The 13,807-nt window shown below is 37.1% G+C and carries 10 protein-coding genes and 2 pseudogenes; all 12 read left to right on the forward strand.

From position 1 onward, the window contains the following. Positions 1-87 (forward strand): annotated as a pseudogene (locus tag H964_RS12360) (IS607 family transposase); the annotation flags it as partial. A 115-nt stretch (positions 88-202) separates the two neighbouring features. Further along, positions 203-511, forward strand: a pseudogene (locus tag H964_RS04755) (IS200/IS605 family accessory protein TnpB-related protein); the annotation flags it as partial. Positions 512-586: 75 nt separating this feature from the next. Further along, the gene (locus H964_RS04760) at positions 587-1,144 is read left to right on the forward strand and encodes an HDIG domain-containing metalloprotein (protein WP_011916857.1); all 558 of its coding nucleotides are present in this window, start codon (positions 587-589) and stop codon (positions 1,142-1,144) included. Positions 1,145-1,181: 37 nt separating this feature from the next. Then, positions 1,182-3,314, forward strand: a complete 2,133-nt coding sequence (gene rnr / locus H964_RS04765) for a ribonuclease R (RefSeq protein ID WP_011916858.1) — start codon at positions 1,182-1,184, stop codon at positions 3,312-3,314. A 44-nt stretch (positions 3,315-3,358) separates the two neighbouring features. After that, on the forward strand, positions 3,359-4,966 hold the full coding sequence (dnaX, locus tag H964_RS04770) for a DNA polymerase III subunit gamma/tau (RefSeq protein WP_011916859.1): 1,608 nt from the start codon (positions 3,359-3,361) through the stop codon (positions 4,964-4,966). Positions 4,967-4,980: 14 nt separating this feature from the next. Continuing rightward, a complete protein-coding gene (locus tag H964_RS04775; RefSeq protein WP_039765191.1) occupies positions 4,981-6,063 on the forward strand; it encodes a DUF362 domain-containing protein in 1,083 nt (360 codons plus the stop codon). Positions 6,064-6,327: 264 nt separating this feature from the next. Beyond that, complete coding sequence (gene hpf, locus H964_RS04780; protein ID WP_011916861.1) at positions 6,328-6,873, forward strand: ribosome hibernation-promoting factor, HPF/YfiA family; 546 nt, start codon at positions 6,328-6,330, stop codon at positions 6,871-6,873. A gap of 156 nt (positions 6,874-7,029) precedes the next feature. Then, on the forward strand, positions 7,030-9,576 hold the full coding sequence (secA, locus tag H964_RS04785) for a preprotein translocase subunit SecA (protein ID WP_039765192.1): 2,547 nt from the start codon (positions 7,030-7,032) through the stop codon (positions 9,574-9,576). Between the two features lie 45 nt (positions 9,577-9,621). Beyond that, positions 9,622-10,741 (forward strand): peptide chain release factor 2 gene (gene prfB, locus H964_RS04790; RefSeq protein ID WP_156823662.1). Its coding sequence is split into 2 segments (ribosomal slippage): positions 9,622-9,696 and positions 9,698-10,741, totalling 1,119 coding nucleotides; the frame shifts between segments, so codons are not numbered across the junction. Beyond that, a complete protein-coding gene (locus H964_RS04795; RefSeq protein WP_011916864.1) occupies positions 10,738-11,184 on the forward strand; it encodes a chemotaxis protein CheW in 447 nt (148 codons plus the stop codon). Before prfB ends, H964_RS04795 begins: the two co-directional genes overlap by 4 nt. Positions 11,185-11,273: 89 nt before the next feature. Continuing rightward, positions 11,274-12,593 carry a response regulator gene (locus H964_RS13185; protein ID WP_039765197.1) on the forward strand — a complete coding sequence of 440 codons (1,320 nt, stop codon included), beginning with the start codon at positions 11,274-11,276 and terminating at the stop codon, positions 12,591-12,593. 18 nt (positions 12,594-12,611) lie between these two features. Further along, the gene (locus H964_RS04805; RefSeq protein ID WP_011916866.1) at positions 12,612-13,796 is read left to right on the forward strand and encodes an HDOD domain-containing protein; all 1,185 of its coding nucleotides are present in this window, start codon (positions 12,612-12,614) and stop codon (positions 13,794-13,796) included. Positions 13,797-13,807: the final 11 nt, after the last annotated feature.

Here is a 13,807-nt window from a genome sequence, read left to right on the forward strand (position 1 = left end):
GCGATAGTAACATCTTTTGCAGCGAGGATTTATGGCAATAGAGGTGCAAAAAAGCATGGTAACGGTTCAGGCGAAGCTAATTTTTGACAGCAGCGAAGATAAGCAAAAGGTATTAGACCTTATGAGAAGATGGTCCTCTTGTATGAGGTATGCATACAAGAGGTTACTGGAAGGGCATAAAATGAATGAACTCAAAAGAGGGCTGCTCAGAGAGATAGATAGGGTGATAGGGATTTTACAAAGCTCTGGGAGTGAGTCAGGGAGGCTATCCGTGCCTCTGGATGGAACAAGTGCGGGTAGTCGTGGCAAAAACCACAATCCCTGGCGAGTTCTCAGGGTAGCGGTGGTAACGCCACTCTCCCCTGACAGAGTCCTGCGTGATATGTCTGTCCTGAAGTCATTTTTGATTTCAGGGCAAGTGGGGAAGACCTGTAAGGGCGCGAGTTCCTGTTTCTTGGGACAGGGGCTATGGCTTTCCCAAATACCGCCTGCTGGGGCTGGGAAAGCCTGAAAGGCGGACTACAAATACCCCAGCCGCCAAACTCGTGCAATTTTGCACAGTTTGGTTGACCAGGAAAATTTTATTATGAGCATAACACGCGATATTGCACTTGAAGAGGTTAAGAAGAGAATTAAAACACCAAACCTGCTTAAACATTGCTTGGCATGTGAGGCTATTATGAGAGGGCTTGCATGCTATTTTGAAGAGGATATGGATAAATGGGGAATATGCGGGCTTGTCCATGACATAGATTATGAGGAGACAAAAAATGACCCAAGCTCACACAGTATAGTTGGTGCAAAAATATTAGAGGATTTAGGGTTTGACAAAGACATTGTGTATGCAGTAAAAGTTCACAACGACGCACATGGTCTTCCCCGTTTAAGTCTTATGGATAAAGCGCTTTACTGTGTTGACCCAACTTCAGGGTTTATTGTTGCAGGTGCGTTGATTCTACCATCAAAAAAGCTCTCTGATGTGACAGTACCATTTTTAATGAACAGGTTTAATGAGAAAAGCTTTGCAAAAGGGGCAAATAGAAGCCAGATGAAGGCATGTTCTGAGCTTGGGCTTGAGCTTGAGGAGTTTTTAAGAATATCTTTGGATGCCATGCAGAAAATAAGTGTAGAGCTTGGGCTGTAGAATAAACTTTTTAAAAAAAGAGGATGTGAGATGTTCTGTGAAAAAAGCAAGATTTGAAGAGAAAAAACAAGAGATTTGGGGTTTAATCCGCGAAGAAAGCTATCATCCAATGACGTTTTCTGAAATTTTAGATATCTTAGGTTGGAATGAAAAAGACGAACTTTTACTGAAGAGAATTCTTGATGAGCTTGAACAGGAAGGGAAAATTGTCAGGACAAAGCGCGGAAGATATGGCCTTGCTGAGGAGATGAACCTTTTTGTTGGTGTATTAGAAGTAAATCCGCGCGGGTTTGGATTTTTGGTTCCTGACAATCCTAATATCCCTGACATCTATATCTCAGCAGAGAACATGAACGGGGCTATGCATGGCGATAGAGTACTTGTCAAAGCACTTTCTTTACCTGTTGAAGGCAAAAGAATTGAGGGATATGTGGAAAGAATTTTAAAAAGAGGAATTACAAAGGTTGTTGGAAGGTATGAGGATAGTAAAAACTTTGGATTTGTTATTCCAGATGACCAGCGAATAACTTATGACATCTATATTCCAAAGAGCGGGAAAAACAAAGCAAAGACAGGTCAAAAGGTTGTAGTTGAAATTACAAGATATCCTGAAAAGAGAAGGAACCCTGAAGGAAGAATCATTGAGATTTTGGGATATGAAAATGCAAAAGGAGTAGATATACTATCAATCATCAAAAAGTACGAATTAGAAGAAGAATTTCCAAAAGAAGTCTTGAAAGAGGTTGAAAATATCCCAGATGTTGTCTTAGAAGAGGAAATTGAAGGAAGAGTTGATTTAAGAGACTGGACAATCTTTACAATTGACGGTGAGGATGCAAAGGACTTTGACGATGCAGTGTCAATCAAAAAACTTCCAAACGGCAACTATCTACTAGGTGTTCACATTGCAGATGTCAGTCATTATGTAAAGCCAAATACGCACCTTGACAGAGAAGCTTTCAGACGTGGTACAAGCGTCTACCTTGTTGACAGGGTAATTCCAATGCTTCCTTTCAAGCTGTCAAACGGGATTTGCTCTCTCAACCCAAATGTGGATAGGCTTACCTTTTCTGTTCTAATGGAAATAGACAAAAATGGCAATGTGGTAAAGCACGATATATTTGAAAGTGTTATAAGAAGCAAGGAGAGAATGACATACACAAATGTTACAAAGATACTTAAAGAAGAGGACAAAGACCTTCTAAAAAGGTATGAACACATAAGAGAAGACTTGGAGCTGATGCGCGAACTTGCACTAATTTTGCGTGAAAAGCGCATGAAACGAGGGGCTTTGGACTTTGACTTTGACGAAACAAAGGTAATCCTTGACAAAAATGGCAGACCAATTGATATCAGAAGGTATGAGCTCACAATCTCAAACAAAATAATTGAAGAGTTTATGCTTATCTGCAATGAGACAGTTGCAAATCACTTCTTCTGGCTAAATGTTCCATTTTTGTACAGGGTTCATGAAGAGCCAGACATAGAAAAGATTTACCAGTTTGCTGAGTTTATATACAACATGGGGTATGTTCTAAAAGGAATTTCCAACAAGATTCACCCAAAAGCGCTGCAGGCAATCTTAGAGCAAAGCAGGGGCACACCAGAAGAAAGGGTGATTCACACACTTTGTCTTCGCTCACTTAAAAAAGCAAGATATTGTGAAGAAAATCTTGGACACTTTGGTCTTTCAACAGATTATTACTGCCATTTCACATCACCTATTAGAAGGTATCCTGACCTTGTAATTCACAGGATTATGAAAGATGTTCTAAAAGGAAAGATGACAGAAAAGAAAGCAGAAAGACTTCGCCGTAAGATGCCTGAGATAGCAAAGTGGACATCACAGCGAGAGCAGATAGCTGAAGAGGCAGAAAGAGAAACAGTTGAACTCAAGAAAGTAGAGTTTATGACAGACAAGATCGGTCAGGTTTTTGAAGGTATTATTTCAAATGTCACACCTTTTGGCTTTTTTGTTGAGCTTGAAAACACTATAGAAGGACTTGTAAGAGTGAGTTCTTTAGAAGATGATTATTATGTCTTTAACGAGAAGACATATCAGCTAATAGGAGAAAAATCAAAAAAGGTATATAAGATAGGAGACAAGGTAAAAGTAAGGGTAATTTCCGCAAATATAGCTTTGAGGCAGATAGAGTTTACAATTGTCTGAGAAAAGAATTTTTGAAAAATCAATTATGACAAGGGTGAAGGCTTATGCATATAGCGCTATATAGAAAATACAGACCAAAAGTGTTTGAGGATGTTGTTGCCCAGGAGCATATAACAAAGACACTGAAAAATCAAATAAAACAAGACAAGGTTGCCCATGCATATATCTTTACAGGGCCGCGTGGCACTGGCAAGACAACCACCGCTAAGATAATGGCAAGGGCAGTAAACTGTCTTAACCCTAAAGACGGCAATCCTTGTAATGAGTGTGAAGTGTGCCAGAGCATCCTAAATGAAAAAACACTTGATGTTTTGGAAATAGACGCAGCATCCAACACAAGTGTAAACGATGTAAGACAGATAAGGGATGAGGTCAGATACCCACCGTCAATGTGCAAAAGAAGAGTGTATATAATAGATGAGGTTCATATGCTCTCAACAGGGGCTTTCAACGCACTTTTAAAAACCCTTGAAGAACCCCCAGCCCATGCTCTTTTCATTTTAGCAACAACAGATATACAAAAGGTACCAGCTACAATTTTGTCTCGCTGCCAGAGATTTGATTTCAAGAGAATCTCTGTAAAGGATATATATGAAAGGCTCAAAAAGGTTGTTGAGCTTGAAAAAATCTCAATTGACGACCAAGCACTATATCTTATTTCTCAAAAAGCAGAGGGAGCATTAAGAGATGCCCTTACAATTTTAGAGAGATGTGTGAACACCTCTGATGAGCATATATCATACAAGTTTGTTGCAAACTTACTGGGCGTTACCTCAACAGAAATTGTGAAAGAGTATTTGAATGCAATTGTCGAGAATGACTCTAACAAGGGTTTGAGAGTGGTAAACAGACTTTGGGACGAGGGAATGGATGTCAATACATTTTTAGAAGAGAGCATAAAAATACTGAGAAATGCTTTGATTTTGCGTTTAGGTGCCCAGAACGTTTTGCTTGACATGATGGATGAAGACAAGAGCTTTGTAACAAACCTTTCTAACCTCCTTGATTCAAATAGAATCGTGTCTGTTATAAAGATGTTAATTGACACTGCAAACCAGATAAGATGGACAAGGTTTCCAAAGGTCTTGCTTGAAATAAACACAATTAAGCTTTGTGATATGCAGATGGACACATCATTTGAAGGACTAAATGAAAGGGTGAAAAAACTTGAAATAAAACTTTCACAGATTTTAGAAAATCCGAGTCTACTTCAAAGTTTAAAAACAGAAAAAACTCTTTCATTATCCACAGCAGCGGGTGAGAAATCAGGGTCCTCTGAAGTCAACAAAGAGAAAATGCTTCTTCCAGATGCAGATGTTTCTGAAGTTTTAGAAAGATGGGCTGAAGTAAAAGAAGCAGTAAAGGAAGAAAAGCCTGGACTTTCGCAGGTTTTGCAAAGTGCAAGCATTAAGTTTGAAAATGGCCTTAAAATCTGTTTTAAAGAAGAAGACAGCGTCTTTGCAGAGCTTCTAAAAAGGAACCTTGATTATTTCAAGTCTGTTCTAAAAAAGGTTGTAGGGTATGATGGCGAGGTTGAAGTAGAGGTAAATAGTAACAGTTCTAAAGCTAAACAAGAACCTCAATCTGATGAAGAGATTATGAACAAGCTCAAAAGTATCTTCCCTGATACAGAGATTACTATAAAAGAATAAGGAGAGGAAATAGGTTGAACAATAACATTTATATCATTTACGGCAAAGATGCAAAGTCAATGACAAAGGACCTACTAAAGTACGTTGATGTAAATAAATACATTCCAAGAAATTCAAAAATTGCAATAAAACCGAACTTAGTGGTTGCAAAACCATATACCTCTGGTGCGACAACAAATCCTCAGATAGTTGAAGGGATAATTGAGTACTTAAAAGAAAATGGACATGACAATATTACAATTTTAGAAGGTGCGTGGCTTGGAGCATCTACAAAAAGAGCGTTTGAGGTATGTGGGTATAGCGAGATTTCAAAAAAATATGGTGTAAAGCTAATTGACACAAAAGATGACCAAGTTAAAAAGGTAAATGTTGATGGGTATGAATTGAATGTGTGTAAAAGTGTATTTGAATATGACTACTTAATTAATGTTCCTCTTTTAAAAGGTCATTGTCAGACAAAACTTACATGTGCGCTCAAGAACTTAAAAGGACTGATTCCAGACAGTGAAAAGAGACGATTTCACACGTTGGGGCTTCACAAACCAATTGCATATCTTAATAAGGCTATAAAAACACATTTGATCATTGTAGATAGCCTCATGCCAGACCCTGACTTTGAAGAAGGTGGGAACCCTGTTGAAAAGGATTTTATTGCGCTTGGTTTTGACCCAGTTCTCATCGACAGTTTTGCTGCAGAAAATTTGGGATACAATCCTTATGATATAGAATACATAAAGCTTGCTGAAAAATTAGGAATTGGTAAGACAACAGGTTATAATCTGATAGAAATAAATCCTGAAAAAAAGCCACGCTTAGCTTCAAGAAAATCATCTATTGTCGGCAAGTATGCAAAGTACATTGATGAGAGGGATGCATGTTCTGTTTGCTATGCAAACTTGATAAGTGCACTTATGAGATTAGATGAAGAAGGATATCTTAGAAAGATTGAGAAAAAACTTTGCATAGGCCAAGGTTTTAAGGGAAAAGGCATCGATGGAATTGGAATTGGAGGCTGCACGAAAAATTTTGATATTTCAATTTCAGGCTGCCCGCCGAAATCAACTGAGATTGTCCAGTTTATAAAAAGCAAGATTTAAGAGTAAAAAATGCGCATGCCAAAAAGAAGGTATGCGCTTTTATTGTTTTTAGTCACTTTTTCAACAGGTTATATCCTTTGGGAAATATACTATCCACAGAGTTATCCACATTATCCACAAGGATATTTTTAACAGAAAGGATATTTGGCTGTTGTGGATTGTGTACATTTTTGTGGATAAAATTTTTGTGTAGAAAATTCAAAATGGGTGGTATATATATAATAACAAAACAAAACTTTCTACATAGAAAGGATGGTCAATATGATGAACTTTATAATTAGCGGCAAGAACATAGAGGTAACAGATGCACTAAAAGATAGGATTGAAAAGAAACTTTCAAAACTTGAAAGGTATGTTAAAATGAACTGTGATGTGCATGTGACATTGAGCGTTGAGAAGATTAGGCACATTGTTGAGGTGACAATACCATTTTATGGCATGATTTTAAGAGCTGAAGAAGCGAGTAATGACATGTACAGTGCAATAGATTTGGTTGTTGACAGTTTAGAGAGGCAGATAAGAAAGTTTAAAACAAAGATTGCAAAAAGGGCAAAGGATGCAGAGTCTTTAAGATATATGACGTTTGAAGAAGAAGCTCAGCAAGAGACAAATCAAGAGGAAAATGGTGAGTTTAAGATTGCAAAGACAAAGAGGTTTCCAATAAAGCCTATGAGCGTTGATGAGGCAATTCTGCAGATGAACCTTTTGGGACACAGCTTTTTTGTCTTCCTAAATCAGGACACTGATAAAGTCAATGTGGTGTACAAGCGAAATGACGGCGCATATGGTCTGATTGAACCAGAATATTAAAAAAATAAGTGACAAAAGAAAAAATTGATGAGACATCACTGCCCCCGCTCAAGACAAAAATTGTCTTGAGCGGATTTTTGTTTGAATATAGATTCAATTAGTGATAAAATTATAACTTGAACATCTAAAAATTCAAAAAATCGAGGGAGAAAAAGGATGCTAAAAATTATCGAAAAGCTAATTGGTAGCTACAGCGAAAGAGAGATAAAAAAGATACTTCCAATTGTAGACAAAATTGAGTCACTTGCACCGGAGTATGAAAGGTTAACAGATGCAGAGCTGAGGCAAAAAACAGATATATTCAAACAAAGACTAAAAGATGGCGAGACATTGGATGATATATTGCCAGAGGCATTTGCAGCTGTTAGAGAGGCTGCATGGCGAACCCTGAAGATGCGCCACTTCAGAGTCCAATTGATAGGTGGCATAGTTTTGCATCAAGGAAGAATTGCCGAGATGAAGACAGGTGAAGGAAAGACTCTGGTTGCAACCCTTCCAGCATACCTCAATGCTTTGGAGGGGAAGGGTGTTCATATAGTAACTGTAAATGACTACTTGGCAAAAAGAGATGCCGAGTGGATGGGCCCTATTTACAATTTCCTTGGCCTTTCAGTTGGTGTGATAGTACATGGTTTGACAAGTGAAGAGAGAAGAAAGGCATACAATTGTGATGTTACCTATGGGACAAACAATGAGTTTGGTTTTGACTATCTGCGTGATAATATGGCAATTTACAAAGAAGAGCTTGTGCAAAGAGAGCTAAACTATGCAATCATAGACGAGGTTGACTCAATCTTGATTGATGAGGCAAGAACGCCTCTTATCATATCAGGGCCGGCCGAAAAGTCAACAGACCTTTACAAAAGAGCAGACAACTTTGTCAGAAGATTAAAACCTCTTTACTACAACAGTGATGATGATAAACAAATGCCAGATACGACTGGCTATGACTATATAGTAAATGAAAAAAGACACACAGTTGCTCTAACAGAAGAAGGAATCAAGAAGGCAGAAAAATATTTTGGTGTTACGAACTTAGCTGACCCAGAAAATGCAACACTGCACCATCATATAATTCAAGCCTTAAAAGCTCATGGGCTTATGAAACGAGATAGAGACTATGTTGTCAAAGATGGTCAGGTTATAATTGTCGATGAGTTTACAGGAAGACTGATGTACGGCAGAAGATTCTCTGAAGGATTGCACCAGGCAATTGAGGCAAAAGAAGGTGTGAGGATAGAAAGAGAAAGCAGGACCCTGGCAACCATTACATTCCAGAATTATTTTAGACTATACAAAAAACTTGCTGGCATGACTGGTACTGCAAAGACAGAAGAACAAGAGTTTAGAGAAATCTACAAGCTTGATGTAATTGAGATACCAACTCACAAACCAATGATAAGAATTGACCATCCGGACAAGGTTTACAAGACAGAAAAGGCAAAATTCGAGGCAATTGTTGAGGAGATTGTTGAGACTCATAAGAAAGGTCAACCTGTTTTAGTAGGTACAGTGTCCATAGAAAAATCTGAAATGTTAAGCGAAATGCTAAAAAAGCGTGGAATTAAGCATGAGGTGTTAAATGCAAAACACCATGAAAAAGAGGCTATGATAATTGCAAAGGCTGGCCAAAAAGGTGCTGTAACAATTGCAACAAATATGGCAGGCCGTGGTACTGACATTGTTTTGGGTGAAGGTGTTGCAGAACTTGGGGGCCTCAAAGTGATTGGCACAGAAAGGCATGAGAGCAGGCGAATAGACAATCAGCTTCGAGGAAGAGCCGGCCGTCAGGGTGATCCTGGTGAGTCAAGGTTTTACGTCTCGTTAGAAGATGATTTGATGAGACTTTTTGGTTCTGAGAGAATCAAAAGACTTGTTGAGTCATTAGGACTTCCTGATGACCAGCCAATTGAACACAAGCTATTATCTGATGCCATTGAAAAGGCACAAAAGAGGGTAGAGGCCCGAAACTTTGAAATACGAAAACACCTTTTACAGTTTGACGATGTTTTAAACAAGCAAAGGGAGATAATATATTCGCAGAGAAGAAAAGTCTTAGAGGGCGAGAATTTAAGGGACTCTATTTTGAACATGATAGATGAGCTTGTTGATTACAAGATAAAAGTGTACACAGGCGAAAGTCCATATCCTGATGATTGGGATATAAAAGGACTGATACAGGACCTCAAGTTCATATTCTTGGACAATGAGCTTTTTGAGCAAGATGCGAAGAACATGACAAAGGATGAGCTAAAAGAAAAGTTAATCTCAATTGCAAAAGAGAAGTATTTGAAGAAAGAACAAGAAGTTGGCGAGCTTATGCGCGAGCTTGAAAGGGTTGTGCTCTTGAGAGTTGTTGATATGCATTGGATGGATCATATTGATGCTGTTGACCAGCTGAGAGAAGGTATCTCACTTCGAGCAATTGGTCAAAAAGACCCTATAATTGAGTTCAGATTTGAAGCTTTTGAGATGTTTGACCAGATGATAAAGAGAATCCAAGAGGATACGATAAAAATTATTCTCCATGCAAATGTTGAAAATATGCCTCAAAGAGAAAGAGTTGTAAAAGAGATGTATGAAAACTCTCCTTCCGATAGCCCTGTAAGAAAACCTGTTGTCAAAACTCAAAAAGTTGGAAGAAATGACCCATGCCCTTGTGGCAGTGGCAAAAAGTACAAAAAATGTTGTGGTGCGGTGTAAAAAGGTAACACAGTGAAAATTTTGGTAAAGGAGTGATTTTTGACCATGCTTTTGCTTGAAGAGATTTTACAAAGGTTGGAAAAGGTTGAAGAAGATTTAAAAGAAATGAGGGTTTCTCTTTGACATAGGTAGGTTAGAAACAGAGCTAAAAGAACTTGAAAACAAGACATCAGACCCAAATTTTTGGGCAGATTTGGAAAATTCACAGAAAGTTTTGCAGCAAATTAAGAGGTTAAAAGACAAGATTGAAAGGTATCAGAAACTTTATTCTCAATGGGAAGATTTGAAAGTTTTGACACAGCTGAGTATTGAAGAAAGCAATATTGAAATGTCTGATGAACTTGAAAAAGAACTAATAGATTTAGAAAAAAAGATAGAGGAGTTCAAGCTTGAGATACTTCTAAACGGTCCATATGACAAGAACAATGCGATCTTGTCAATCCACGCTGGTGCAGGTGGTACAGAAGCGCAGGACTGGGCAGAGATGTTACTTAGGATGTATACGCGCTGGGCAGCAAAAAAAGGTTACAAGGTTGAAACCTTGGATATTCTGCCTGGTGAAGAGGCAGGTATTAAAAATGTCACAGTTCGCATAGTTGGTGAGAATGCTTATGGGTATTTGAAAGCAGAAAAAGGAGTTCACAGGCTTGTAAGAATCTCACCATTTGATGCAGCTGGAAGAAGACATACATCTTTTGCAGCGGTAGAGGTCCTGCCCGAGGTTGAGGATGATACAGACATTGAGATAAAGGAAGAGGACCTTGAGATAGACACCTTCAGAGCATCTGGAGCAGGTGGTCAGCATGTAAATAAAACAGAATCAGCTGTGAGAATAAAACATATTCCAACAGGAATTGTTGTCACTTGCCAGAACGAGCGCTCCCAGCACAAAAATAGAGAGATCGCCCTTAAAATTTTAAAAGCAAAGCTTTTAGAGCTCAGAGAAAAAGAGCGAAGGGAGAAGATCCAAAAACTCAAGGGTGAGCAGACAGAGATTGGTTGGGGTAACCAAATTCGGTCATATGTATTTTGCCCATACACTTTGGTAAAAGACCACAGGACAGATGCGGAAGTTGGCAATGTTGAGGCAGTAATGGACGGTGAGATAGATGTTTTTATAAACGCTTACCTCAAAAAATTCAGGAATGAGGAGGAAGTAGCGTGAAGCAATTTGTAATTTTCAATGTTGGAGATTACAGCTTTGGGGTTGACATACTTGAGATTGTTGAGATTATAAAACCTACAAAGATTGTAAAACTTCCAAGTGCACCACAATATGTAGAAGGTATTATTGATGTAAGAGGCACATCTGTTCCTGTTTACAACCTTGCAAAGCGACTCGAGATTGAATCAAAAGCAGAGACGCAGAAGATTATTATTGTACAGCTTTCCAAATTCCAGCTTGGATTTTTGGTGGACGATGTCTCTGAGATACTCAAAATTGAAGATGACAAGATTGAGAAGGCAAACGAGAGCATAAAAGGTATCAAACGCAAATTTATTGATTCAATCGCAAGAGTTGGCGATGACATGATTATTATACTTGACCTGAAGAATGTGCTTACAATGGATGAGGAAGAAGAGATTGGAAAATATATTAACAATTAAATCGATGTTTGAATTGGGTATATATAGAGTAAGGAATAATATCCTTACTCTAATTTTTTTATAGATTAATAGGTGGTGAATTTTATATCATGAGAATATTGATTGTTGATGATTCCCCACTTATTTGCAGACAAATTAACGAGATCATAAATTCAATGGAGATGAATTGGGAAATTTGGACGGTTGATACCGGTGAGAAGGCAATTGAATTAATTGATAAAAATGATATTGATATAGTATTTTTAGATATTGTTCTTCCAGGTATAAGTGGATTTGATGTTTTAAAATTTGTAAGGAGAATAAAAGAGTATGGGGATGTTTATGTGATTGTTATGACATCGCTTGACGATGATGAAGTTATAAAAGAAAGCTTTTCCTTGGGTGCAAATGATTTTATAAGAAAGCCAATTAATCAGGTAGAGCTAACCTATCGACTAAGAGCTGCTGTCAGACTCAGAAACTATCAGTATCTCTACAAATCTGCTCTAAACGATTTACAAGAGAAAAATAAGGAATTAATAGAACTGACAAAAAAGCTAAAAGAAACTCAAGATGTTTTAATCCAAAACGAAAAAATGTCTGCAATTGGTCAATTAGCTGCAGGTATTGCACATGAAATTAACAATCCATTAGGATTTGTAATAACTAATATGGAAACATTAGGAAAATACATTGAAAAATTTAGAAAGTTAATGGAGGAGTACGATAAAGTTAGTAAAAATATCTGTAATGGTAATCAAATAGATATGGAAGGTATTATTGAGAATTGCAAGAAGATTGGTGAATTTAAAAGGCAACTTAAATTTGATTTTATCATGGAAGATATAGACCAGCTTTTAAGTGAGACAATGGACGGACTGAGGAGAGTTGCACACATTGTTCAGACTTTAAAGAAGTTTGCACGAAGTGGTTTGGATGGTCAGGCAAGCTATGAAGATTTAAATGATATTATAGAGGAAACTCTTTTAATTGCAAGGAACGAACTAAAATATGATATTGAGGTTATAAAAGAATATGGGGAAATAAGACAAATTTACTGTAACCGCGGTGAAATAGGTCAGGTGATACTAAATATTTTAATCAATGCTGCTCAGGCTATAAAATCACAGCCAAATAGAACACAAAAAGGTCATATCTGGATAAAAACATGGGAGGATTCAGACTTTGTATATTGCTCTATAAAAGATGATGGACCTGGTATAAAAAGGATATACTTGAATAAGATTTTTGAACCCTTCTTTACCACAAAGGATGTTGGAAAAGGAACAGGGCTTGGGCTTAGCATCTCATATGACATTATTGTTAACAAACATGGTGGAGATATCTGGGCTGAAAGTGAAGAGGGGAGTGGTGCTACTTTTGTGTTTAAACTTCCTATAAGGTCAAAATTATTGGAAAATCAAATTTGAAAAGTGGTGGGATAAGCCATGTCAAAATCAATTCTGTTCGTTGATGATGAGATAAATATATTAAAGGCTCTTAATAGAGCATTTTTGGATGAGGACTATGAACTATTTTTTGCACAGAACGCTGAAGAAGCATTAAAAATTATGGAAGAAAATTACATAAATTTAATAGTAGCTGACATGAGGATGCCAAGCGTTTCTGGGTTTGAACTGCTAAAAATAGTTAAACAAAGATATCCAGGTACAATTCGTATAATTTTAAGTGGATATGCTGACGAAAATCTCGTTTTTAGGGCTCTTCAAACAAACATAGCAAAGCTTTATATTCTAAAACCATGGGATAATGAAAGACTTAAACAAATAATTAAAAATATATTCGAGTTAGAAGATTTAATGAAAGCTAAGAAATGCTTAGAAATAGTAAACAACATTGATTATATTCCTACATTGAAGAACTTATATCTCAAAATTACAAAGACGATAGAAGAGGAATTAGGTATAGACAATATTATAAGTGCTATTGAAGAAGACCCTGCAATCTCCTCCAAAATATTACAGGTTGCCAATTCAGCTTTTTACAATTTAAAAACTGCCTCTGTAAAACAAGCTGTAGTCTGTTTGGGGTTAGTAAATGTTAGGAATATAATTTTGAATACAACTATTTTCGAGTGTTTACAAGATGGAAGTACCAAATCATTGTTATGGCAACATGCTAATATCGCAAATAATGTATTTTATTACTTGTATGATAATATTATGAAAAAAAGAGTACATGACTCTTACGCCTCTGCAGGTTTACTTCATGGAATTGGACAATTGATTTTGCTTAAAACATATCCTAAAAAATACATAGAGTATCTTTCTGTCATAAAAGAAGAAAAGGGACCAATTGATCATCAAAAATTTGAACTTGAATTATTTGGCATTTCCCATCCGGAGTTAGGAGCAGTATTGTTAAATTGGTGGGATATACCATATCCTGTAGTAGAAGCTGCTCTTTTTCATCACCAGCCCTATGATGAGAGGATTATTCACAAAGAGTTGGTTTGTGCGGTTAATATTGCATGTTATTGCGCATGGGATATTTTAGGAATTCATAGTTTGCAAGAGTATCCACTTTACTCTATCAAATATTTAAATCTTGATGAATATATTTGTGAGGAAATTAAAGCATGGTTTTTAAATAATCACTATAAAAAAGAATAATTTGAAAACAG

This window comes from Caldicellulosiruptor sp. F32 (assembly GCF_000404025.1).
GTDB classification, from domain to species: Bacteria; Bacillota; Thermoanaerobacteria; order Caldicellulosiruptorales; family Caldicellulosiruptoraceae; genus Caldicellulosiruptor; species Caldicellulosiruptor saccharolyticus.